The sequence below is a fragment of the Streptomyces sp. NPDC091209 genome, assembly GCF_044757755.1.
Classification (GTDB): Bacteria; Actinomycetota; Actinomycetes; order Streptomycetales; family Streptomycetaceae; genus Streptomyces.
This window is the reverse complement of sequence record NZ_JBIVVR010000003.1, coordinates 388,219-411,273: the sequence shown is the minus strand read 5'-3', so window position 1 is coordinate 411,273 and position 23,055 is coordinate 388,219. Positions and strand designations below refer to the sequence as shown.

19 protein-coding genes are annotated in these 23,055 nt (G+C 70.0%); 12 read left to right on the top strand and 7 right to left on the bottom strand.

The features are described 5' to 3' along the window. Window positions 1-190 precede the first annotated feature (190 nt). Window positions 191-2,950, bottom strand: coding sequence for a penicillin acylase family protein (locus ACIQRL_RS11980; protein ID WP_401330374.1), 2,760 nt, complete (start codon window positions 2,948-2,950; stop codon window positions 191-193). Between the two features lie 185 nt (window positions 2,951-3,135). Here ACIQRL_RS11980 and ACIQRL_RS11975 point away from each other — a divergent pair, with 185 nt between their 5' ends. The 6 genes from ACIQRL_RS11975 (at window position 3,136) to mscL (ending at window position 9,275) form a co-directional block, all read left to right on the top strand. Beyond that, on the top strand, window positions 3,136-4,737 hold the full coding sequence (locus ACIQRL_RS11975; RefSeq protein WP_401330371.1) for a potassium/proton antiporter: 1,602 nt from the start codon (window positions 3,136-3,138) through the stop codon (window positions 4,735-4,737). 323 nt (window positions 4,738-5,060) lie between these two features. Further along, window positions 5,061-6,323, top strand: a complete 1,263-nt coding sequence (locus ACIQRL_RS11970) for an MFS transporter (RefSeq protein ID WP_401330368.1) — start codon at window positions 5,061-5,063, stop codon at window positions 6,321-6,323. 68 nt (window positions 6,324-6,391) lie between these two features. Next, a complete protein-coding gene (locus tag ACIQRL_RS11965) occupies window positions 6,392-6,712 on the top strand; it encodes an FmdB family zinc ribbon protein (RefSeq protein ID WP_401330366.1) in 321 nt (106 codons plus the stop codon). 135 nt (window positions 6,713-6,847) lie between these two features. Then, window positions 6,848-7,726, top strand: a complete 879-nt coding sequence (locus tag ACIQRL_RS11960) for an S-methyl-5'-thioadenosine phosphorylase (protein ID WP_401330363.1) — start codon at window positions 6,848-6,850, stop codon at window positions 7,724-7,726. A gap of 412 nt (window positions 7,727-8,138) precedes the next feature. Then, on the top strand, window positions 8,139-8,690 hold the full coding sequence (locus ACIQRL_RS11955) for a hypothetical protein (RefSeq protein ID WP_401330361.1): 552 nt from the start codon (window positions 8,139-8,141) through the stop codon (window positions 8,688-8,690). Between the two features lie 114 nt (window positions 8,691-8,804). Continuing rightward, on the top strand, window positions 8,805-9,275 hold the full coding sequence (gene mscL / locus ACIQRL_RS11950) for a large conductance mechanosensitive channel protein MscL (RefSeq protein WP_401330358.1): 471 nt from the start codon (window positions 8,805-8,807) through the stop codon (window positions 9,273-9,275). A 214-nt stretch (window positions 9,276-9,489) separates the two neighbouring features. Here mscL and ACIQRL_RS11945 read toward each other — a convergent pair whose 3' ends face one another. Next, on the bottom strand, window positions 9,490-9,672 hold the full coding sequence (locus ACIQRL_RS11945; RefSeq protein WP_401330356.1) for a hypothetical protein: 183 nt from the start codon (window positions 9,670-9,672) through the stop codon (window positions 9,490-9,492). Window positions 9,673-9,952: 280 nt separating this feature from the next. Between ACIQRL_RS11945 and ACIQRL_RS11940 the strand changes: the two genes are divergently transcribed. The 3 genes from ACIQRL_RS11940 to ACIQRL_RS11930 all read left to right on the top strand — a co-directional run bounded on the left by ACIQRL_RS11940 (window position 9,953) and on the right by ACIQRL_RS11930 (window position 13,571). Further along, window positions 9,953-11,188, top strand: coding sequence for a low temperature requirement protein A (locus tag ACIQRL_RS11940; RefSeq protein ID WP_401330353.1), 1,236 nt, complete (start codon window positions 9,953-9,955; stop codon window positions 11,186-11,188). Between the two features lie 136 nt (window positions 11,189-11,324). Further along, on the top strand, window positions 11,325-12,383 hold the full coding sequence (locus ACIQRL_RS11935; protein WP_401330351.1) for a P1 family peptidase: 1,059 nt from the start codon (window positions 11,325-11,327) through the stop codon (window positions 12,381-12,383). 438 nt (window positions 12,384-12,821) lie between these two features. Beyond that, window positions 12,822-13,571 (top strand): DUF6227 family protein, encoded by a 750-nt coding sequence (locus tag ACIQRL_RS11930; RefSeq protein ID WP_401330348.1) that lies wholly within the window; start codon window positions 12,822-12,824, stop codon window positions 13,569-13,571. Window positions 13,572-13,660: 89 nt separating this feature from the next. Here the strand turns inward: ACIQRL_RS11930 and ACIQRL_RS11925 are convergent, their stop codons facing one another. Further along, the gene (locus tag ACIQRL_RS11925; protein WP_401330345.1) at window positions 13,661-15,286 is read right to left on the bottom strand and encodes an MFS transporter; all 1,626 of its coding nucleotides are present in this window, start codon (window positions 15,284-15,286) and stop codon (window positions 13,661-13,663) included. Window positions 15,287-15,348: 62 nt separating this feature from the next. On the opposite strand from ACIQRL_RS11925, the gene ACIQRL_RS11920 reads away from it, so the two are divergent. After that, complete coding sequence (locus ACIQRL_RS11920; protein WP_401330342.1) at window positions 15,349-16,332, top strand: helix-turn-helix transcriptional regulator; 984 nt, start codon at window positions 15,349-15,351, stop codon at window positions 16,330-16,332. Between the two features lie 597 nt (window positions 16,333-16,929). Here the strand turns inward: ACIQRL_RS11920 and ACIQRL_RS11915 are convergent. Continuing rightward, entirely contained in the window at window positions 16,930-17,928 is a 999-nt protein-coding gene (locus tag ACIQRL_RS11915; protein WP_401330339.1) for an RNA polymerase sigma factor RpoD/SigA, read from the bottom strand. A gap of 169 nt (window positions 17,929-18,097) precedes the next feature. On the opposite strand from ACIQRL_RS11915, the gene ACIQRL_RS11910 reads away from it, so the two are divergent. Further along, window positions 18,098-18,622, top strand: a complete 525-nt coding sequence (locus ACIQRL_RS11910; protein WP_401330336.1) for a GNAT family N-acetyltransferase — start codon at window positions 18,098-18,100, stop codon at window positions 18,620-18,622. Window positions 18,623-18,658: 36 nt separating this feature from the next. Here ACIQRL_RS11910 and ACIQRL_RS11905 read toward each other — a convergent pair whose 3' ends face one another. Further along, window positions 18,659-19,465: a dioxygenase gene (locus tag ACIQRL_RS11905; protein ID WP_401330333.1), complete on the bottom strand. Its 807-nt coding sequence runs from the start codon at window positions 19,463-19,465 to the stop codon at window positions 18,659-18,661. A gap of 139 nt (window positions 19,466-19,604) precedes the next feature. Here ACIQRL_RS11905 and ACIQRL_RS11900 point away from each other — a divergent pair, with 139 nt between their 5' ends. Next, on the top strand, window positions 19,605-20,114 hold the full coding sequence (locus tag ACIQRL_RS11900) for a MarR family winged helix-turn-helix transcriptional regulator (protein WP_401330330.1): 510 nt from the start codon (window positions 19,605-19,607) through the stop codon (window positions 20,112-20,114). 181 nt (window positions 20,115-20,295) lie between these two features. Here the strand turns inward: ACIQRL_RS11900 and ACIQRL_RS11895 are convergent, their stop codons facing one another. Further along, the gene (locus ACIQRL_RS11895; protein ID WP_401330327.1) at window positions 20,296-21,846 is read right to left on the bottom strand and encodes an MFS transporter; all 1,551 of its coding nucleotides are present in this window, start codon (window positions 21,844-21,846) and stop codon (window positions 20,296-20,298) included. A gap of 276 nt (window positions 21,847-22,122) precedes the next feature. Beyond that, window positions 22,123-22,767 (bottom strand): TetR/AcrR family transcriptional regulator, encoded by a 645-nt coding sequence (locus ACIQRL_RS11890; RefSeq protein ID WP_401330325.1) that lies wholly within the window; start codon window positions 22,765-22,767, stop codon window positions 22,123-22,125. Window positions 22,768-23,055: the final 288 nt, after the last annotated feature.

Sequence of the window (23,055 nt, the reverse complement as noted above, 5' to 3'; positions counted from 1 at the left end):
CGGGGGGGGGCCCCCCGCCCCCCCCGCGCCCCGGCCGGGGGGGGGCCCCCCCCCCCGGGGGGGGCGGGGGGCGGGGCGGGGGGGGGGGGGGGGGCCGGGGGCGGGGGGGGGGCCCCCCCGGGGGGGGGGGCGCCCCACTTCCGTCAGGCACCGGCTTCAGGGGGTCAGGACCTCGACGCCCGTCGGAGGGTCACGGTTTCAGGACCAGGGTGTCGGCGGTCTTCTTGTCGACGGCCTTCTTGGTGAAGGCCCACGGCAGGAGTTCGCCCTTGGCCCACATCTCCGTCTGGTCGGTGTAGTGAGCGCTGTAGGCGTGCCCCGAGGCACCCGAGAGGTTGATCCACTTGGACTTGTCGAGGTCCTGGAGGTTGACGACCATCCGCATCGAGGGGACCCAGACCACTCCGTAGCCGCCCGCCGCGTTCCAGCCGGTCGCGTTGACCGTCGCCTCGCCGCCGCTGAGGTTCCAGGGGCCCCGGTTGAGCATGTACTGCAGGAAGCCGGGGCCTTCGGTACCGAGGGTCTGGTTCTTCAGGAACAGGCGGTGCAGCCGGCCCCAGCTCCAGGTGTCGATGTCCTTGCCGAGCTTGGCGGTCAGCTCCCAGCGGGCGTCCGTCATGGCCCGCGCGAACAGCTCGTCCCGGGTCTGGGTCGGTTTGTCGGTGCGGGTGGCGGGCGACTTCCACCAGTCGTTGTTCTCGTCGTCGAGGATCTTGCGGACGACCTCGAACCAGCGGTCGCCGCCGTCCGGCTGCGCCTGGTCCGCGTCGCGCTCGCCGCACTCGCGCACCTTCTGGTCCTCGTCCGCGGGACCGGTGGTGTCGACCCGGTCGACCCACAGGCACTGGCCCTTGACCCGCAGCTCCTTGGGCAGCTTGTTGCCGAAGGCGAGCTTGAGGATGTTGCGCCAGGTGGCGTTGAAGTAGGCGGCCGCGGCGGAGTCGGAGTCCTGGGTGTAGTCCCAGCCCTCCAGGAGCTTCTGCGCGTCGCGGACGTCCTTGTCGGCCACGTCGATCTTGAGCAGCTTGGGCACGATCAGCTTGGCGATCTCGCTGCTGTTGTCGAGCTGCATCTGGCGCATGTCGTCGGTCGAGAGCTTGGCGCCGCCCTTGGTCTTCGTCTCGATCAGGTCGGTGATCCGCTGGCTGCGGGTGCCGTAGCCCCAGTCCGTGGTGAGCGTGTACGGGTACTTGCCCGGGTCGACGACCGCCTGGTTGGCGGTGACGATGTAGCCGCGCTTGGGGTTGTACTCGTAGGGCAGCTCGGCCTGCTTGATGTAGCCGGTCCAGCGGTACTTGGATTCCCAGCCGGGCGACGGGAGCGAGCCGTCGTCGCCCTTGGCGCGGGTGGGGATCTTGCCCGGCAGTTGGTAGCCGATGTTGCCGCTCGCGCCGGCGCCGTCCGCGTAGACCAGGTTCTGGGACGGCACCTCGAAGGACGCGGCCGCCTTGCGGAACTCGTTCCAGTTCGACGCCTTGTCCATCTCGAACACGGCGTCCATGGTGTTGCCCGCGTCCAGCGCGGTCCAGCGCAGCGCTATCGCGTAGCCGTCGCCGCGGTCGGGCGCCCCGGCGTCGACCGTGGCCTTCTTGCCCACCTGGACGAGTTCGTCGTCACGGTCGGACAGCAGCGGCATTCCGTCGTCGGTCTGCCGGACGACGATCGTCTTGGGCGTGCCGCCCGCGACCTTGATCGTTTCCTTGCGGGTCGTGAAGGGGAGCACCTTGCCGTCGTACTCGTAGCCCGCGCCGGTGATCTTCTCCAGGTAGAGGTCGGTGACGTCGACCCCGGAGTTGGTCATGCCCCAGGCCATGTCCGCGTTGTGGCCGATGACCACTCCGGGCATGCCCGCGAAGGTGTAGCCGGTGACGTCGTACTGGCACTTGGCGGAGACGGCGGTGCAGTGCAGGCCCATCTGGTACCAGACCGACGGCAGTGACGCCGACAGGTGCGGGTCGTTGGCCAGCAGCGGCTTGCCGGTGATGGTGTGGCTTCCCGCGACGACCCAGGAGTTGGAGCCGATGCCGTTGCCGTTCACGCCGACCGCCGTGGGCAGGCCGTCGAGGACCTTGTAGAGCCCCGAGAGCTGGCTCTGGAACCCGGTGGGTGCCGCGGTGTTGCCCGTGAGCCCCGTGCCCGCCGCAGTCGCCGAGGTGCTGCCGGTCGGGCTGTACGTGCCGGTGGCACTGTCGTACGAGCCCGTCCGGACGATCGGCTTGTTCCGGCTGTACGGGTACTCCGGGTACAGGTCGGCGATCTGCTTCGGGCCGAGCCTGCTCGTCATCAGGGAACGGTCGATCTCTTCCTGCATGTTGCCGCGCAGGTCCCAGGCCATCGCCTTGAGCCAGGCCACCGAGTCGACCGGGGTCCACTGGGTCGGCGTGTAGTCGTTGGTGAAGCCGAGGGCCGCGTACTCCAGGGAGATGTCCTCGCCGCTCTTGCCCTTCAGATAGGCGTTGACTCCCTTGGCGTACGACTGCAGGTACTTCTTCGTGGAGGCCGACAGCTTGGTGTCGTACTCCTGCTTCGCGATCCGGTCCCAGCCCAGCGTGCGCAGGAACTCGTCGTTCTTGACCTGCCCCTCGCCGAACATCTCGGACAGCCGGCCCGAGGTCATGTGACGGCGCACGTCCATCTCGTAGAACCGGTCCTGCGCCTGGACGAAGCCCTGGGCCATGAACAGGTCCTCGTCGGACGAGGCGTAGATCTGCGGGATCCCGTTGCCGTCGCGCTGCACGGTCACCGGCCCCGACAGGCCGTCGAGCTGGATGGAGCCCTTGGTCTGCGGGAAGGAGGCGCGCACCGTGCTGATGCTCCAGTACGCGCCGAAGGCGATGCCTCCGATGATGGCGAGAACCAGGACAATCAAGAACAGTCGGGCTTTGCGCCCCTTCTTCCTGCCGGGCTTGCCGGGCTGTTGGCCGGAAGAGGCGGTGGTGTTGGGGGGCATCGCTGTCCTTGCTGTCCTAACGCGAGCGGCAGGCGGTCCTGGAGTGCTGGGGCAACCATAGGCGCAGGGCCAACCGCGCCTTGACGCGGAGTAGGAAACCGGGAAGCACGACCGTTCGATCTTGCCTCCGGGAACGTCAAGAAAGCGTCAAGAGTTAGGTAAGGTAACGAAGTACTTGCACTGAAGTGGCCGGCTTCCGGTGCTCGGATCCGGAGACCGCCCTCGGCGCGACCGGATCGGCGAGAAAGGAACAGCCCCTGACTGTCCACCACCTCAACCAGCTCCTGCTCGTGTGCTCGCTCGTCCTGCTCTTCGCGGTGGCGGCGGTCCGGATCTCCTCACGCAGCGGGCTTCCCACGCTGCTCGTCTACTTGGGGATCGGCGTCGCGATCGGCCAGGACGGAGTCGGCGACATCCACTTCAGCAACGCCGAGCTGACCCAGGTCATCGGGTACGCGGCCCTGGTCGTGATCCTGGCCGAGGGCGGTCTCGGCACGAAGTGGAAGGAGATCAGACCGGCCCTGCCGGCGGCCTCCTCGCTGGCGGTGGTGGGCGTCGCGGTGAGCGTCGGTGTCACGGCCTCGGCCGCGCACTACCTGATCGGTCTCGAGTGGCGGCAGGCGCTCATCATCGGGGCGGTCGTCTCGTCGACGGACGCCGCCGCGGTCTTCTCGGTGCTGCGGAAGATCCCCCTCCCCGCGCGCGTGACGGGCATCCTGGAGGCCGAGTCGGGCTTCAACGACGCCCCGGTGGTCATCCTCGTCGTCGCGTTCTCCACCGCGGGACCGGTCGAGCACTGGTACGTGCTGCTCGGCGAGATAGCGCTGGAGCTGGCCATCGGCGCCGCCGTCGGCCTCGCGGTCGGCTGGCTGGGCGCGTACGCGCTGCGGCACGTGGCGCTGCCGGCCTCCGGCCTCTACCCCATCGCCGTGATGGCGATCGCGGTCGTGGCGTACGCCGCCGGGGCGCTCGCGCACGGCAGTGGCTTCCTCGCCGTCTACCTCGCCTCCGTGCTGCTCGGCAACGCGAAGCTGCCGCACTGGCCCGCCACGCGCGGCTTCGCCGAGGGGCTCGGCTGGATCGCCCAGATCGGCATGTTCGTGCTGCTCGGCCTGCTGGTCACCCCGCACGAGATGGGCGACGACGTCTGGCCCGCGCTCGTCATCGGCCTGGTGCTGACCATGGTGGCCCGGCCGCTGAGCGTCGTCGCCGCACTGCTGCCCTTCCGCATCCCGTGGCAGGAGCAGGTGCTGCTGTCCTGGGCCGGGCTGCGCGGCGCCGTACCCATCATCCTGGCGACGATCCCGATGGTGAGCGGCATCGCCGAGAGCAAGCGGATCTTCAACATCGTCTTCGTCCTGGTCGTCGTCTACACCCTCGTCCAGGGCCCGACCCTGCCCTGGCTGGCCCGCAAACTCCGTCTCGGAGAGTCCCCCGGAGCCGCCGACCTGGGCATCGAATCGGCGCCCCTGGAACGGCTGCGCGGCCATCTGCTGTCCGTCGCGATCCCCATGGGGTCACGGATGCACGGTGTCGAGGTGGGCGAGCTGCGACTGCCCCCGGGCGCGGCGGTCACCCTCGTCGTCCGCGACGCGAAGTCCTTCGTACCGATGCCCACGACCGTGCTGCGGCTCGGCGACGAACTACTGGTGGTGGCGACCGACCCGGTCCGGGACGCGGCCGAGAGGCGACTGCGCGCGGTGGGCCAGGGCGGCAAGCTCGCCGACTGGCTCGGCAGCGGTGACGGCGGGACGGAACACCGGACGAGGCACCGAACAGGCCTGTGACGCGACGCCGGACGGTCTGCCACGGGACACCGGACGCGCTTCTTACGAGATAACGAACGAGACCTTACGAAGCGCGGCGGGGCATTCACAGGCGCGCGATCTCGTGGTGCTCATTTTCACAGGTGCGGCGACACCCGCCCCCTGTACGATGAAGGCACACCTTGATCGAACCAACTCTGCCTGACGCAGAGCTGGCGCGACCGTATGGCGGCCGTGACGTCCTCCCGCAGGAGACGCCGGTATCTACCGCAGATCCGCGCAAGAGGACAGCTCTCGGCGCCCCCCGCACGGGCGCGCTACCAGGCGGCAGAAAGGCACGGGCCGTGGCATCCACGGTCACCTCCCGTCCTGGATACGGACAGCTGCTGCGCACCCGCGGCGCTTGGACGTTCCTGCTCCCCGGCTTCGCCGCACGCCAGCCGTTCGCCATGCTGACGATCTCCATCGTGCTGCTCGTGCAGCACACCACCGGTTCGTACGGTGCGGCCGGCGCGGTCGCCGCCGTCACCGGTGTCTCCATGGCACTGTTCGCGCCGTTCACCGGGCGCCTGGCCGACCGGCACGGACAGCGGGCCGTCCTGCTGCCCGGCGTCCTCGTGCACGCCGTGTCCGGCTTCTCCCTGACCGTGCTCGCGCTGACGGGCGCCCCCTTGTGGGCGCTCTTCGTTGCCGCCGTACCGACCGGCGCCTCGGTGCCGCAGGTCGGCCCCATGGTGCGCGCCCGCTGGGGCGTGAAGCTTCAGGGCTCACCCCTGATGCCGACCGCGGCGGCCTTCGAGTCCGTCACGGACGAGCTGACCTTCGTCTTCGGCCCCCTGCTCGCCACGGCGCTGTGCACGGCCGTCGACCCCGCCGCAGGCCTGCTGACGGAGGCCTCGCTGACCCTGATCGGCGGACTGCTGTTCGCCGCGCAGAAGAGCACACAGCCCTCGGTCGCCCTCGACGGGCACGCGCGCGTGGAACACGGTTCCGCTCTGCGGATCCCCGGAGTGCGCGTCCTGATCATGACCTTCCTGGGCATCGGCTCGGTCTTCGGCGGCATGCAGGTCTCACTGGCCGCGTACAGCGAGTCGATCGGCGAGCCCGGCCTGAACGGTGTCCTGTACGGCGTCTTCGCGGCGGGCAACATGCTCTCGGGCATCGTCTGCGGCGCCGTCGCCTGGAAGGTGGCCCCGCAGCGACGGCTCGTCCTCGGGTACGCCGCCCTCGCACTGGCCGCCTCCGGACTGTGGGCGGCCAACTCGGTGATCGTGCTCGCCGGCCTCGGTCTCGTCGTCGGTATGTGCATCGCCCCGACCCTGATCACCGGCTACACCCTGGTCGAGAGCCTGGTTCCGCAGGGCGCTCGCACCGAGGCCTTCACCTGGCTCACCGGCGCCGTCGCGCTCGGCCAGGCCGCGGCCGTCACGGTCGCCGGACAACTGGAGGACAGGCTCTGGGACGGTGCCGGATTCCTGGTGCCGATGGCCGGTACGGCACTGGCTCTGGCGACCCTGGTGTCACTTCGTTCACGCCTCGCCACACAGGCCCCGACCCGTGCCGTCGCACGTGGCGTCGGTCACCGCGTGCCGGTGACAGTGGACTGATCTCGCGGAATACGTCAGTATGGACCGTCGTTAGCACTCACTGAGTGAGAGTGCCAGGAGGAAGACAAGTGCCGACCTACCAGTACCAGTGCACCGCGTGCGGCGAGGGCCTCGAGGCGGTGCAGAAGTTCACCGATGACGCCCTGACCGAATGCCCGGACTGCAGCGGCCGCCTGAAGAAGGTGTTCTCGGCCGTCGGCATTGTCTTCAAGGGCTCCGGCTTCTACCGCAATGACAGCCGCGGCTCCTCGTCGAGCAGCTCGCCGGCCTCGAAGCCGTCGACGTCCACGTCCTCGTCGGACTCGAAGTCCTCGTCGTCGACGTCCACGTCGTCGTCCTCGGACGCGAAGTCCTCGGGCACCGGCTCGTCCAGCAGCTCCGCCGCTTAGGGCCTCCTCGGTCCGCCGGGACACCCGTTCCGGGCGGCCGTCTCCGTGAGGCCCCACCAGCTCGTTTCCCGAGGACCCCGTCGTCGTACGACGACGGGGTCCTCGGCGTTCCCCCGTCCGGCTAGGGTGCCGTTCATGGCGAACACGGAGAACCCACAGACCCCGGCCGGGGAGCAGTCGACGGCTCTGGCCGAGATCGGTGTCATCGGCGGCTCGGGCTTCTACTCCTTCCTCGACGACGTGACCGAGCTGCAGGTGGACACCCCTTACGGGCCGCCCAGCGACTCCCTGTTCCTCGGCGAGATCGCCGGCCGGCGGGTCGCCTTCCTCCCCCGCCACGGCCGCGGCCACCATCTGCCGCCGCACCGCATCAACTACCGGGCCAACCTGTGGGCCCTGCGCTCCGTCGGCGCCCGCCAGATCCTCGGCCCCTGCGCCGTCGGCGGACTGCGGCCGGAGTACGGGCCCGGAACCCTGCTCGTTCCGGACCAGTTCGTGGACCGCACGAAGTCACGGCCGCAGTCCTACTTCGACGGGCTGCCGCTGCCGGACGGCTCGGTGCCGAACGTGGTGCACGTGTCGCTGGCCGACCCGTACTGCCCGGTCGGACGCGCGGCCGCCCTGGAAGCGGCGCGCGGACGGGACTGGGAGCCGGTGGACGGCGGCGCCCTCGTGGTCATAGAGGGTCCGCGGTTCTCCACCCGGGCCGAATCGCTCTGGCATCAGGCGCAGGGCTGGTCGGTGGTCGGCATGACCGGGCACCCCGAGGCCGCTCTCGCCCGTGAACTGGAGCTCTGCTACACGTCGTTGACGCTGGTCACCGACCTCGACGCCGGGGCCGAAACCGGCGAGGGCGTCTCCCACGACGAGGTGCTGAAGGTGTTCGCGGCGAACGTGGACCGGCTGCGGGGCGTGCTCTTCGACGCGGTCGCGGCACTGCCGACGAACGGAGCGCGGGACTGCCTGTGCACGACGGCCCTGGGCGGGATGGATCCGGGCTTCGAGCTGCCGTGACGACGGCCGCCACTACGACCACCGGGCCCTGACCGGACTCTCGTCCCGCCCCGTCCCGTCCTGCCGCGTCCGATCCGGATCCCGATCCCGATCCCGGAGGGCGGCAGGCGGCAGGCGGCAGGCGGCAGGCGGCAGGCGGCAGGCACCTGGGCCTTGGGGCGGTCGCCGTGACCCTGCCACCGCGGTGGTCCTCGCCGTCGCGGTGACCCTGGCCGGACCTGTGACACTCGCCGTCGCCCTGGCCCCGCCGTCGTGGCGGCGGGGATCCTCGGCCCGGAACACGGGCGGAGCCTCCCGTTCGGGTGAGGGAGTTGTCCACAATCCCTCGGTGATCCACGGACGCCGACGGGCTTCGCCGCGAGACCTCATCGTGGGATCGCAAGCCGATTCCTCGTCGCAGGTGGTGGTCACCATGGCACAGCTCTCTCCCCTCATCCGCCCGCCCGGCGCGGACGCGCCTCCTACTTGCGAGGTGCCGCACTTCGCGCCCGTCCGTGTGCGGGGCGGGCGCTACCGGCCACGCCTTCTCGCCCGGCACAGGAGGCGGGCGGTCGCCGCCTGCCTGGCGACGACGGCGGCCGCCCTCGTGGCGGCCGGCCCGGGTGACGCCGAGCCGGCGCGCGGACATCCGACGTCCGCGACCCCTGCCGCATCCGCGTCCGCCCCAACCCCCGATTCGGCGCCGGTACGGGGCCCGGGCGCGGTCGAGACGGTGAGGGCGCCGGTCCGGATCGCGGACGGCGCCACGGTGAGCCTGTTGCGTCCCGGTGACCGGGTCGACGTGGTCGCAGCGGACAGCGACGGCAAGGTACGGGTGGTCGCGAACGGGGCGCGGGTCACGGGTGTTCCAGACGTCGGCGCCACCGACACCGGAGCGCTGGTCGTCCTCTCCGTCCCACGCGCGACGGCCGCACGGCTGGCCGGTGCCGGCACCACATCACGGCTGGCGGTGACGCTGCGATGAGTGCCGAAACTGTGTCAAGTCCCTCGTTCGAGCGACCCAGTTGGATTGGCCCGACAGGCCCTGCCGTAGGTTGCGGAGCTGTTTGTTCCACAACCTGTGCGGAGGGGCCTCCTAGTGAGCGTAAACAAGCAGCCCGGCGTGTGGGAGGGCTTCAAGGCCTTCCTGATGCGTGGCAACGTCATCGACCTGGCCGTCGCCGTGGTCATCGGCGCTGCCTTCACCAACATCGTCAACTCCGTGGTGAAGGGGATCATCAACCCGCTGGTCGGTGCTGTCGGTACGAAGAACCTCGACAGTTACAGCTCCTGCTTGGAGAGCCCGTGCCGAGGCAGCGGCACGACCGCCACCGGCATCAGCCTCATGTGGGGCTCGGTGCTGGGCGCCACGCTCAGCTTCGTGATCACCGCGGCCGTCGTCTACTTCCTGATGGTGCTGCCGATGGCCAAGTTCCTGGCCCGGCAGGCGGCTCGCCAGAAGGCGAAGGAAGGCACGCACGAGGTGATCGAGGTGTCCGAGCTGGAGGTGCTGAAGGAGATCCGCGACGCGCTGGTCGCCCAGCGCGGTCCGGGACGCCGCGAGTACTGACGGCGAAGCCGTGGGCGCCAACCCGGAAACCAGGGGAGCGCCGACGCCGGGAGACCGGGGGCCCGGAGCCCAGCGGTCAGAGGACCGGGGGGCCGGATTCCAGGGGCCGGGATTCCAGGGGTCGCGAGACCGGAGAGATGGGATCCGGGAGCCGGACCGAAATCCGGGCAAGCGGGAGACTGGAATCCAGGAGCCGTGAATCCGGGGGCCGGACTCAGAGGTGGTGGGGCGGCTTCTCGTCGAGGAAGCGCTTCAGGTCGGCGGCACTGTCACCGGTGCTGTCGGCCCGCTCACCCCACCCACGGTCCGTATCGTCCGAGGACTGCTGGCTCAGCGGATCGTCGAAGACCAGTGCCGACTTCGGATCGCGCGGTTCGGGGGCGGGGGCGGGACTCATGCCCCAAGGGTACGCCGCGAGCCCTACGGCCCACCCGGATCCGGTCGGGCGACTCGCCGCCACGGCGGACGCGCGACCACCGGGCTCGGGTGGGCGGCCCGGGGCCTCCACGAGGGACCCGGCACCGGATCGCCGCGAGCAGCGCCGAAGGCCCTCCGGTCCGGCGGGTTCGGATTCCCGTGACACCTCTGACCTGGCATCTCGTCGGACCTCGGACCCCAGAAGCGCTTGTGAACGCATCCACAAGAATGTGCGGCGCTTTTCTGCTGTGCTTGGCCGTATGACGTCCCGTCCCACTCCGGAACCCGCCGCGACACCACGGCCCGCGGGCCACCGGCCGCTGCGCAGAATGACCGCCCGCGGCCGCGACGAGGCGCACCGGGTCGCGTCGCCGCTGGAGCTCCTGTTCGACCTGTGTTTCGTGGTGGCCATCGCCCAGGCGGGCGCAGAGCTGGTGCACGCCGTGGCGGAAGGGCACGCGGGCGAGGGCATCCTCGACTACGCGATGATCTTCTTCGCCATTTGGTGGGCCTGGATGAACTTCAGTTGGTTCGCGTCGGCCTACGACAATGACGACGTTCTCTACCGGATCGTCACGCTGGTGCAGATCTCGGGTGTCCTGGTGCTCGCGGCCGGGGTGTCCAAAGCGTTCGAGAGCCACGACTTCCTGGTCGTCTGGCTGGGCTACGCGATCATGCGGTTCGCGATGATCGCGCAATGGCTTCGGGTGGCGCGGTCCACCGAGGGAGCCGAGAGAACCATGGCCCTGCGGTACGCGGGCGGTGTACTGCTGTGCCAGGTCGGCTGGCTCGGCCTGCTGTTCGTGCCGGAGCCGGGCCGCCCTTGGGTGTTCCTCGTGGTGGCTGTCGCGGAGCTGTGCGTCCCGGTGTTCGCGGAGAAGGCTTTCACCACGTCCTGGCATCCGCACCACATCTCCGAACGGTACGGACTGTTCACGATCATCGTGCTGGGCGAGACCGTCGCCGCCGCCACCGTCGCGGTCAAGTCGGCCGTCGACGAGCACGACGCGCTGGGCGAGCTGCTGCCCATCGCCGCGGGTGGGCTGCTGATCGTGTTCTCCGCCTGGTGGATCTACTTCGCGGTGCCGATCCACGGGCATCTGCGGTCCAACGGGCAGGCCTTCCTGTGGGGATACGGCCACTATCTGATCTTCGCTTCGGCTGCCGCGATCGGGGCGGGTCTGGAGGTCGCGGTGGAGCAGACGGTCGGCACGGCGCACATCTCCGCGCTCTCGGCGTCCGCCGCGGTGACGCTGCCGACCGCGCTGTACTTCCTCGCCGTCTGGGCGCTGCACTCCCGGCACTTCAAGGTCGGCATCGCCCAGCAGCTCGTTCTGCCGACCACCGCGCTGCTCGTGATCCTGTGCACCTTCCTGGGCGACTGGGCCGTACTCGCCGCGGGCATCGTCTCGGCACTGGCCGTGGCGGTCGGGGTGGTGATGAGGACGCGGATGGTGCCGCGGGAAGCCGCGGGTGGCGTCACAAGAGGCACGTAGGAAGCCGACACGGACGCGCGGAAGGGGCGGCACACCGTCCGAGTCGGCGCGTGGGAAGGGCGGCACGCCGTCCTAGTCGGCGCCAGGGCATACACGCTGTCGCTGCCGGGGTCCGCGGCCGGGGAACACTGGGCGCATGACAGTTGAGGCTCTGACAGATGTCGCGGGTCTGCGGGTGGGACACGCGACGCGTACCGGGGACGGTTGGCTCACTGGGACGACGGTGGTGCTCGCTCCCGAGGGAGGGGTGATCGCCGCCGTGGACGTGCGCGGCGGCGGGCCCGGCACCAAGGAGACGGACGCGCTCGATCCGCGCAACCTCGTGCAGAGGATCGAGGCGGTCGTGCTGACCGGCGGCAGCGCGTACGGGCTGGACTCGGCGTCCGGTGTGATGGCGTGGCTGGAGGAGCGGGGGCGCGGAGTGCGGGTGGGTCCGGACCCGGCGCACGTCGTGCCCGTCGTGCCGGCCGCCTGCGTCTTCGATCTCGGGCGTGGTGGTGACTTCCGGTCACGGCCGGACGCCGGCACCGGGCGCGCCGCGGTCGAGGCGGCCGACGCGAGCGCCCTGGGCGCGCCGGTGCGGGAGGGAGGTGTGGGCGCCGGCACCGGGGCGGTGGTCGGACAGCTCAAGGGCGGGGTCGGGACGGCTGGTGCCGTACTGGAGTCGGGCATCACGGTGGCCGCGCTGGTGGTGGCCAACGCGGCGGGTTCGGTGGTCGAACCGGAAACGGGGGCGCTGTACGGGGAGTTGACGCGAGGACGGACCGCGGGTCCGTCCGCTCCGGTGCGCGAGGCCGCCCGGTTGCGGCTCGCGGAGGCCGCCGCGAGGAACGCGCCGCCGCCGTTGAACACCACGCTCGCCGTCGTCGCCACCGACGCCGATCTGACGCGGGCGCAGGCGCAGAAGCTCGCGGGGACCGCGCACGACGGCATCGCGCGGGCCGTACGGCCGGTGCATCTGCTGAACGACGGGGACACGGTGTTCGCGCTGGCCACGGGCGCCCGGCAGCTCGCCGCCGGGAATCCCCTGGCGCTCAACGAGATCCTCGCGGCGGGCGCGGACCTGGTGACGCGCGCGATCGTGCGCGCCGTACGCGCCGCGGAGTCGGTGGACGGGCCGGGCGGGACCTGGCCGTCCTACGAAGAGCTCTACGGGGAAGGCCAGTTGGATGATCGTCCCGGTTCCTCCACGTGATGGCGTTCGGATGGGTGATGGCATCGGATGGGTGAGGGTGTTCGGATGGGTGACGGTGTTCGACGAGGGAGGGTGCTCAGGGGGGAGGGCGTTCGGCTTGCGGCGGCGGGAAGCCGTTGTGCCGCCGTTCGCGCTCTCCGCGCACCGGCACGGATCGCGACTCGCCCGCCGGGGGCGTCGTAGCGGTCGGGGACCGGTCCGACAAGACCGTCGTGCCGGACAATGTGCTCCGCGGCTGGATCCTTTCGCGGAGCGCGCGCACCGCCGGAAGTGCCGTCTGACGAGGGTCTTTTGACGTCCGTGCGAGCGGCGCGGGAACTCGCCGCTCGGCCCGCCCGTTTTCCGTCCGTACGTTTTCTCGGTTCGCGGACATGATGTCCGACCGAGGGGCTACGGTATGCACCCACAAGGTGACATGCAGCAACGCCGGGAGAAACCTTGAGCGTTCCGTACGAGACGGCAGCGTACGAACCACCCGAGTCGCCCGAGTCTCCGGAGGAGCATCTCGAACGACTTCTGGGCCGCGCCCTGAACTCGTTCGAGCTGCCCGACGAGGCGATACGGCGACTCGACTGCGCGCTGGCGCACGACAGTTCGCTGCACTCCGCGCACCACAGCGCGGGGCTGCACCGGGAGACGTACCGGCACACATGGCTGCTCGCCGACGGTTCCGCCGTCACGCTGTGGGAGCTTGTGCACAACACGGCGACCGGGCGTGACGCACAGCACGAGGTCTACGTCGACGAGGAGGAGTTGCGCGCCGCCACGGCCCGGCTCCCTCTCCCGCCGGACGCGCCGGACTTCGAGCTGCCCGTGTTCGTGCAGTTGTCGTCGATCCCCGAGCCGCGCCACACCTACGTGCCCGACGACTCCGCCGATCACGCGCGCCGGCTTCTGCGGCGCGCGGAGAATCCGGACCGGCCGGACGCCGACCTCACGACCCTCCTGCTCCGGGAGGCGTTCGCGCACCAGATCACCCAGGCCTTCGGACGCCCCTGCCGCGCCGGTCAGGCCGGGCTGTGCTTCTCGCTCTACGAGCACGCGTTCCTGCTGCGCGACGGGCAGGAGATCTCCCTGTGGGAGGTCGAGCACACGGCGACGCCCGACCGGCGGCACATGTGCGAGGTGTACGCGACGGAGGACGCGGCCCGGAACGCGATGGAACGACGCGCGGCACGACTGGGCTGACACCGGAAGGGGCCCCGGCACCTGAGGTGCCGGGGCCCCTTCCGGTTCGGACCTCCGCGTCGCGCGGGTGATGGCGGACCGGCCAGGGATCAGCCGACGAATTCCGGCTTCCGGTCCTGGTTCGGACCCTCGTTCGGGCCGTCGTTCGAGCCCTGGTCCGGATTCTGGTTCCGGTTCTGGCTCTGATCCTGATCCTGGTTCTGGTCTTGGACTTGGGTGTCCGTCTCGTCCTGCGCGCCCTCCACGTGCTGTGCCGGCCGCTTCGGCAGGGCGAACATCAGCAGGAAGATGACGGCCAGCACCGCGGCCACCCAGCCCAGCGCGTGCTCGAAGGCGTTGGCGAAGGCCGGTCCCACCTGGGCGCGGGTCAGGTGGTCGCTGATCTCGCCGAAGAAGACGACCGAGACCAGGCCGAGGCCGAGCGCGTTGCCCATCTGCTGCACGGTGTTGATCAGGCCCGACGCCGAGCCCGCGTGCTCACGCGGGACCTCCGAGAGCACCGCGTCCGTCAGCGGTGCGACGATGAAGCCCATGCCCGCGCCCATGACCACCAGCGGAAGGGCCATCTGCCAGGAGGCGATGGACATGCCGTACCGGTCGGACTCCCAGATGTAGAGCAGGACTCCGAGCGCCATGAGCAGGGCGCCCGCCTGGAGCACCTTGCGTCCGAAACGCGGAACCAGCAGCTGCACGGACATGCCCGCCGCGGCCGAGACGGCGATCGAGAACGGCACGCCGGTCAGCCCCGCCCGCAGCGCGCTCCAGCCCAGCCCGAACTGCATGTACATCGTCCAGACCAGGAAGAAGATGCCGAGGGCGATACCGAAGACGGTCTGCACGGCGATGCCCGCCGCGAAACTCTTCACCTTGAACAGCGACAGCTCGACCAGCGGCGAACCGTCCCGCGCCGTCTTCCGCTTCTCGTACGCCACCAGCGCCGCGAAGACGACGAGGGAGCCGGCCATCGACGCGTATCCCCACAGCGGCCAGCCCAGCTCACGGCCGCGGGTCAGCGGGTAGAGCAGCATCAGCAGACCGAGCGTGACGAGGGCGACGCCGACGAGGTCGAGCTTGAGGGCCCGCGGGGCCTTGGACTCGCTGATGAAGCGGCGGCCCAGGATCAGCGCGACGATGCCGACCGGCAGGTTGATGAGGAAGATCGGCCGCCACTCCAGGCCGAAGAGGTTCCACTCGATGAGCAGTGCGCCGAGGAGCGGACCCGAGACCGCGCCCAGACCGACGATCGCGCCGAAGAGGCCGAAGACCTTGCCGCGCTCGTGCGCAGGGAAGGTCGCGTGCACGATCGACAGCACCTGCGGCACCATCATCGCGGCCATGGCGCCCTGCAGAATGCGCGAGGCGACGAGCATCTCCGGGTTCGCCGCGAAGCCGCACAGCGCCGACGCGACCGTGAAACCGGCAATGCCGAGGAGGAAGAGCCGCTTGCGGCCGTAGATGTCGCCGAGCCGCCCACCGGTGATGAGTCCCGCGGCGAAGGCCAGCGCATAGCCGGCGGTGATCCACTGGATCTGGCTGAACGTGGCGCCCGCGTCCCGCTGGATCGACGGGATCGCGATGTTGACGATCGTGACGTCGACCAGGTCCATGAAGGCCGCGGTCATCACGATGGCGAGGGCGAACCAGCGCCGCCGGTCGGCCGCCGCGCCGGGTGTCGGGCTGCTGAGAGCTGTCTCAGAGGTGTCGGTGGAGGTCATGCCGTAAAGGTAAGGCCCCATTAGGTCAGATCATGTCCTAGTTGTGCGGCACCCTGGACAACATGACGACCGATACACCGGCCAGGCTTCTCCAGCTCCTCTCCCTCCTCCAGACGCCCCGCGAATGGCCTGGCGGCGAGCTGTCCGAGCGCCTCGGGGTGTCCCGTCGCACGGTCCGCCGCGACGTCGACCGGCTCCGCGAGCTGGGCTATCCGGTGCAGGCGACCAAGGGCGCGGACGGCGGCTACCGGCTGGTGGCGGGCAAGGCGATGCCGCCGCTCGTCCTGGACGACGAGGAGGCCGTGGCCATCGCGGTGGGCCTGCGGGCCGGCGCCGGGCACGCCGTCGCGGGCGTGGACGAGGCCTCCGTACGGGCCCTCGCCAAGCTGGAGCAGGTGCTGCCGTCCCGGCTGCGTCATCGCGTGTCCACGCTCCAGGCCGCGACCACACCGCTGACCAGCGGAGACGGGGCGAGCATCGCGCCCGAGACGCTGACCGTGATGGCGTCGAGCATCGCCGGAGGGGAGCGGCTGCGGTTCGCGTACCGCTCGGGGGACGGAACGCCCTCGCGGCGGCTGACCGAGCCCTACCGGCTGGTCTCCACCGGCAGGCGGTGGTACCTCGTCGCGTACGACCTCGACCGTGAGGACTGGCGGACCTTCCGCGTCGACCGGGTGACCGAGCCCTTCGCGACGGGGGCCAGGTTCGCACCCCGCGACCTGCCCACCGGGAACGCCGCCGAATTCCTGCGGCAGTCGATGTACCGGCGTCAGGAGACGTACGCGTTCGAAGTCACCTTCGGCGCACCGGCCGAGTTCGTCGCGGCTCGGGTGCCCTCATGGGTCGGCGCACCCGAGCCGATCGACGAGCACCGCTGCCGCCTGCGCGCCTCCGCCAGTGACTCGGTGGAATGGCTGGCGGTACGGATCGCGATGGTCGGCTGCGAGTTCACGGTCCGGGAGCCGAGAGAACTGGTGGATTACGTAAGGGACTTGGGTGCACGACTGAGCCGGGCGGGGGGAGTGCCGCAGACTGACGGAACGTGACGGCCGGCGGGGCTCCGCGGGCCGGTGACACCGCCCGGTCTGTCGGGGACGGCAGATTATGCCGCTGTGGCAGAATCTGCCATCCGGGTCACCCCGGGGTTCAGGTTCGGGGTGGCCCGCCCCTGTCCTGCCCGGAAAACCCCACCGCGCGCGTCCTCGGCTGGATCGGGTGGATCGGGTCGACTCGAACCGTCGGCTCGCCCCGGAGCGGAACCCGCCCCCCGACACAGAAGTGGAGCCGAGCTTCGGCGCCAGGGGGGGAGGCGCCGAAGCTCGGCTCTGGGAGAGTCCCGGCGCGGGGGGGGGTGTGCGTCGGGACTCGGCTCTATGGGGCGGTGTACCTCCGCCCGGACGGGGTCCTGAAGCGTGGACCCGGAAGTTTTGTTCCCAGAGCCCAGCAGGTTGAAGCGGCCTTACATGGCCATGTCTGGTCGACTTGTGGCCAACGTGGCGGGCGTGCCCGTGCGCGGACCGGGCAGGGCGGGTTTCGAGCCTTCCCGGTGAATGAACCCGTACGGCCCACTCACCCCGCTCACCCGCCTCGCCCCGTACGTCCCCGCGCTGTCCCTCCGTCGCCGGGCCGCCGCGTCTTTGTCGCTACGCCGCCGCGTCGAATCCGGTGTCGCGTGCCAGCTTCTTCAGTTCGAGCAGGGCGTGCTTCTCGATCTGGCGGATGCGCTCGCGCGTGAGCCCGTGCTCCTTGCCGACCTCCGTGAGCGTGCGCTCCCGGCCGTCCTCGATGCCGTACCGCATCTTGATGATGGAGGCGGTGCGCTGGTCGAGGTGGCCGATCAGGTCGTCCAGTTCCTCGCTGCGCAGCAGCGTGAGAACCGACTGCTCGGGCGACACGGCCGAGGTGTCCTCCAGCAGGTCGCCGAACTGGGTCTCGCCCTCGTCGTCCACCGCCATGTTCAGCGAGACCGGGTCGCGGGCCCAGTCCAGCACGTCGCCCACGCGCTCCGGCGTCGAACCGAGCTCGGTGGCTATCTCCGTGTGCTCGGGCTCCCGCCCGTTCTCACGGTTGAACTCGCGCTGCACGCGGCGGATCCTGCCCAGTTCCTCGACCAGGTGGACGGGGAGGCGGATCGTGCGCGACTGGTCGGCGATGGAACGGGTGATGGCCTGCCGGATCCACCAGGTGGCGTACGTCGAGAACTTGAAGCCCTTGCGGTAGTCGAACTTCTCGACCGCGCGCACCAGGCCGGCGTTCCCCTCCTGGATCAGGTCGAGCAGGGGCAGGCCGCTGCGCGGGTAACGGCGCGCCACGGCCACGACCAGCCGGAGGTTCGAGCGGATGAAGACGTCCTTCGCGCGCTCGCTGTCGGCGACCAGCGCCTCCAGCTCCTCGCGGGACGCGTCCACCTTGGCCTCCGCCTCGCCGTCGAGGATCTGCCGTGCGAACACACCCGCCTCGATGACCTGGGACAACTCGACTTCCTTGGCGGCGTCGAGCAGCGGTGTTCGCGCGATCTCGTCGAGGTACATGCCGACCAGGTCGCGGTCGGCGATTTCGCCGCCTCCGGCGCGAACACTGCGTGCCGCGTCGGCGGTCCCGCCGGTGGCGGACTTACGACGGGCGACGGCACGGGTTGCCATGCGTGCTCCCTTGCGTGGTGGGCTGTCGGGTGGTCCTGGACATCGGGTTTCACCCTCCCGGGTGCCCGGCATCTGATGGAAACAACGACTGGAATCAGGACAGAATTCCCAACCCGCACCTTGATTTTTCTGATCATGCAGTACCCTGTCGCACCACACGGGAGGGCTGATGAGGTCAGAACGTACAGATGTGCAGGTCAGGCCGGGAACCGCAGCCGACCTCGACGCGCTCACGGACCTCTACAACCACTACGTACGTGAGACACCCATCACATTCGACACCGGCGTCTTCACGCCGGAAGAACGTCGTCCTTGGCTGCTCTCCCACCCTGAAGACGGACCGCACCGCCTGATGGTTGCCACGGACACGGATTCACAGGGGATTCTCGGGTACGCCACATCCAGCGCTTTTCGCGTGAAGCCCGCCTACGCGACCTCCGTCGAGGTCACGGTCTACGTCGCCCCGGACGCCGTGGCCCGGGGCGTCGGCACGCTCCTCTACGAAGCCCTGTTCGCGGCGCTCGCGACCGAGGACCTGCACCGGGCCTACGCGGGCATCGCCCTGCCCAACGAAGCGTCCGTGCGGCTGCACGAACGCTTCGGGTTCCAGCACGTCGGTACCTACCGGGAGGTCGGCCGCAAGTTCGGCCGCTACTGGGACGTCGCCTGGTACGAGAAGGAACTCACCCGCTGACACTCGGGTCGCCCCTGATTCAGGAAGGCAAGGCACTCAGCCGAACTGCACCGACCGCTTCGCCATCCCCAGCCAGAATCCGTCGATCACGGACCGCTGCGCGTCCAGCTCGCCGGAGGCGTCCGCGGCACCCATGGTCACGAAGAGCGGGGCGAAGTGCTCGGTCCGCGGGTGAGCGAGACGGCCCGCCGGGGACTTGCGCTCGAAGTCGAGCAGCGCGTCCACGTCACCGGCCTCAAGGGCGCGGTGCCCCCAGTCGTCGAACTCGCTCGACCAGGTGGGGACGCCCTCGCCGATGTGCCGCAGGGCCGCGAGATTGTGGGTGAAGAAGCCGGAGCCGACGATCAGCACGCCCTCGTCGCGCAGCGGCGCCAGCTTCCGGCCGATGTCGAACAGCCGGACCGGATCGAGCGTGGGCAGGGAGATCTGGAGCACCGGGATGTCGGCCTCGGGGAACATCTCCACGAGGGGGACGTAGGCGCCGTGATCGAGTCCGCGGTCCGGGATGTCCTGCACCGGCGTACCGGGCGTACGCAGCAGTTTCCGTACGGATTCGGCGAGCCGCGGAGCACCCGGGGCGGCGTACGTCACCTGGTAGTAGTGCTCGGGGAAGCCCCAGAAGTCGTACACGAGGGGGACCGACTCGGTCGCGCCGAGCGCGAGCGGGGCCTCCTCCCAGTGGGCGGAGACCATGAGGATCGCCTTGGGGCGGGGCAGGTCGGCGGACCAGGCGGCGAGCTGTCCGGGCCAGACCGGGTCGTCGGCGAGCGGCGGGGCACCATGACTGAGATAGAGGGCGGGCATGCGCTCCGGTGCGGGGCGCCCCTCGGTGGCTGCGGACATGGCGGCTCCCTCCAGAGGGTTCCATCGTACGGCGGCAGTGCTTGACCTTTGAAGCAGTTGCTTAAAGTCTCAAGTTCTTGAATACGAGACTACGACTGGTTCGTTTAAGTTTCAAGGATGGGCTCGTACAGTGGAGTACATGAACACGGCACCCGCTCCCGCTGAAGAGCCGCGCTGGCTCACCGACGAGGAACAGCGCATCTGGCGCGCGTACATGCACGCGACGACCCTCCTGGAGGACCACCTCGACCGCCAGCTCCAGCGCGACGCGGGCATGCCGCACATCTACTACGGGCTGCTCGTGCAGCTCGCCGAGGCACCGCACCGCCGGCTGCGGATGACCGAACTGGCCATGAACGCGAAGATCACCCGCTCCCGGCTCTCGCACGCCATCGCCCGTCTGGAGAAGAGCGGCTGGGTGCGCCGGGAGGACTGCCCGTCCGACAAGCGGGGGCAGTTCGCCGTCCTGACCGACGACGGTCACGAAGTCCTGCGGCGCACGGCGCCGGGCCATGTGGCCGCCGTACGTCAGGCCCTGTTCGACCGGCTCGGCCCGGACCAGCAGAAGGCCTTCGGCGAGGCCATGCGGATCATCGCCGAGGGACTCCAGCCGAAGGACGCGGGCGCGGATCTTCCCTGGCTGCGCTAGGCCCTCGCTTCACGCGGGAAGCGGCTGCGCGAGACCCCCGATCGCCCAGGGAGCCCGGACACCCGGACAAGGGACTGCCCCGGCTCCCTGTGCTGGGAGCCGGGGCAGTCCCCGGACTCGTACGGACCAGGCGTCCCCACCCCGCGTCCGTACGCGAAGTGCCCGGAGTGAGCGAGAGCCGTCAGTGCGCGATGACCGGCACCTTCAGCTCGTCCTGCGCGCCTTCGCCCGTGCCGGAGCCGACGACCACGGAGGCGTCCGGACGGCCGGTGTTGATCAGGGTGAAGGCGACTGCCGCGGCGACCACGAGGATGCCGACGGCGAACCAGATCGCGTTGCTGTAGCCGTGCACCATGCCCTCCGCCTGGACGAGCTGCTGCTGCGCCTTGGTGCCGGCGCCCGCCATGTGGTCCTTGATGTAGGCGGTGGTCGCGGAGGCGGCGATCGTGTTCAGCAGGGCCGTACCGATCGCACCGCCGACCTGCTGCGAGGTGTTGACCATCGCGGAGGCGACACCGGCGTCACGCGGCTCGATGCCGTGCGTGGCCAGCGACATGGCGGGCATGAACGCCGTACCCATGCCGAGGCCGAGCAGCAGCATCGCCGGCAGCACCAGGGCCGCGTAAGACGAGCCGATCTCCAGCTGCGCGAGCAGCAGCATGCCGACCGCGGCGACCAGGAAGCCGGGGCCCATCAGCAGCCGCGGCGCGACCCGGGTCATCAGACGGGCGCCGATCTGTGTGGAGCCCGTGATCATGCCCGCGATCATCGGCAGGAAGGCGAAGCCGGTCGAGATCGGCGAGTAGCCCTTCACGATCTGCAGGTAGTACGTGAGGAAGAGGAAGGTGCCGAACATCGCGATGATCGCGAGACCGAGGGAGAGGTAGACGCCGCCGCGGTTGCGCTCGGTGATGACGCGCAGGGGCAGCAGCGGGGCCTTGACCTTGGACTCGGTGAGGACGAACGCGGCCAGCAGCAGGGCCGAGGCCACGAACAGGCCGATCGTCATGGAGTCGCCCCAGCCGTCGGACGCGGCGCGGGTGAAGCCGTAGACGAGGGAGACCAGACCGAGGGTGGACAGGACGACACCGGGGATGTCGAGCGGCGAACGGTTGCGTCCGCCCTTCGGCTCACGGATGACGAAGTACGCGCCCGCGGCCGCGATGATCGCGAACGGGATGTTGACGAAGAAGGTCCAGCGCCAGTTCAGGTACTCGGTGAGGACACCACCGAGGATGAAGCCGACGGCGCCGCCGCCACCGGCGATCGCACCGTAGATGCCGAAGGCCTTGGCGCGCTCCTTGGCGTCGGTGAACATCACGGCCAGCAGCGAGAGCGCGGCGGGCGCGAGCAGCGCGCCGAACGCACCCTGAAGCGCGCGGGCGCCGAACATCATCCCGCCGCTCTGCGCCGCGCCACCGAGCGCGGAGGCCCCGGCAAAGCCGATCAGGCCCACGACGAACGCCCGCTTACGGCCCCACAGGTCGGCGATACGGCCGCCGAAGAGGAGCAGACCGCCGAAGGCGAGGGCATAGGCCGTGACGACCCACTGCCGGTTGCCGTCCGAAATACCCAGGTCCTGCTGGGCGGAGGGCAGCGCGATGTTCACGATGGTGGCGTCGAGCACCACCATCAGCTGGGCCAGCGCGATGAAGACGAGCGCCTTCCAGCGGTTGCTGTGCGCGTCGGACGCTGGGTCCGGGACAGCCTTGGCGGTTCGTGTTTCAGACATGGGGGTACCCACTCCGGGACTTCGTAGCGAAAAATTCAGTGAAAAGGGGACGGCTCGTCGACGGTGACGGCCGGGAGCGCCTCGGCGCGGCTCGTCCCTGATGACGAGTGCGCCTCGCGTGTGACACGTACGGGCCGTACGAGGCGTACGGGCTGCACGGGCGTCGAGTTGTGCGTTATCGAGTACGAGTTCGGGTTACGAGTTCTGACTGTCGCCGGGCGCCGGGCTCATCGGTCGCCCATCGACCGATCGCTTCGGCTGCCGCTCCGGCACCGGTCACACTCGTCGCAGTTCCTCCAGGTTGGCGGCCACTCCGGGCAGTTCGGAGCGGGCCGGAGCCCGCATACCGTCCAGGAACAGCTGCAGATGACGGTGCACGAAGCGGTCGATGCCCTGGCACGCGGTGCCGGGCAGCGGCCTGGTGAGCTGACTGACGGCGATCATCACATCGCCCAGCTCGACGTCGGGGCGCAGCTGTCCGGCCTCGCGCGCGCGGGCCATCAGCTGCTGCAGCAGATCGGTGATCCGGTCGCGCGCGGCGACCAGGTCGGGATGGTTCTGGTCGAAGCTCTCGGAGAGCATCGGGCACAGGGCACCGATGCGCTCGTCGGCGGCGAAGTGCACGAAGCCGCTCAGCGACTCGAAGGCGTCACCGCCTGCGGCGAGCGCCTCCTCGACCCACTCCGAGGTGCGGTCCATCACCGAGCACACGACCTCGCGGGCGAGGGCGTCGCGGTCGGGGAAGTTGCGGTACACCGTGGCGTTGCCGACACCTGCCCTGCGGGCGATCTCGTCGAACGGCACCTCGGCACCGAACTCGACGAACATCTCGCGGGCGGCGGCGACGATCCGCTCCCGGTTGCGCAGGGCATCGGCACGGGGCCGGGCCACTCGACGCTGCACGGGGGTTGCGGTCTCCACGGCGTACTCCTCGAAGCATCTCGGAGCTTGAGTGCGATCCGGGGATTCGCTCCCCGTTTCGCTCGGACGTATGGCTAAACGGGGAAACGATCCCCGGTTATTTCCCGGCCCGGACGAGAATTGTGTGACCTGCATCACATTACTGGGGAGTCGGTGGTCCGGTCGCCCCGGGGTTGTCCCGGGGTGCTCCGGACGGTGGTTCCACGCTCCCCCGGACGGCGGCTCCGCGTTCCTCCGGACGGCGGCTCCGCGCTTCTCCGGGCAGCGGTTCCGCGCTTCTCCGGATAG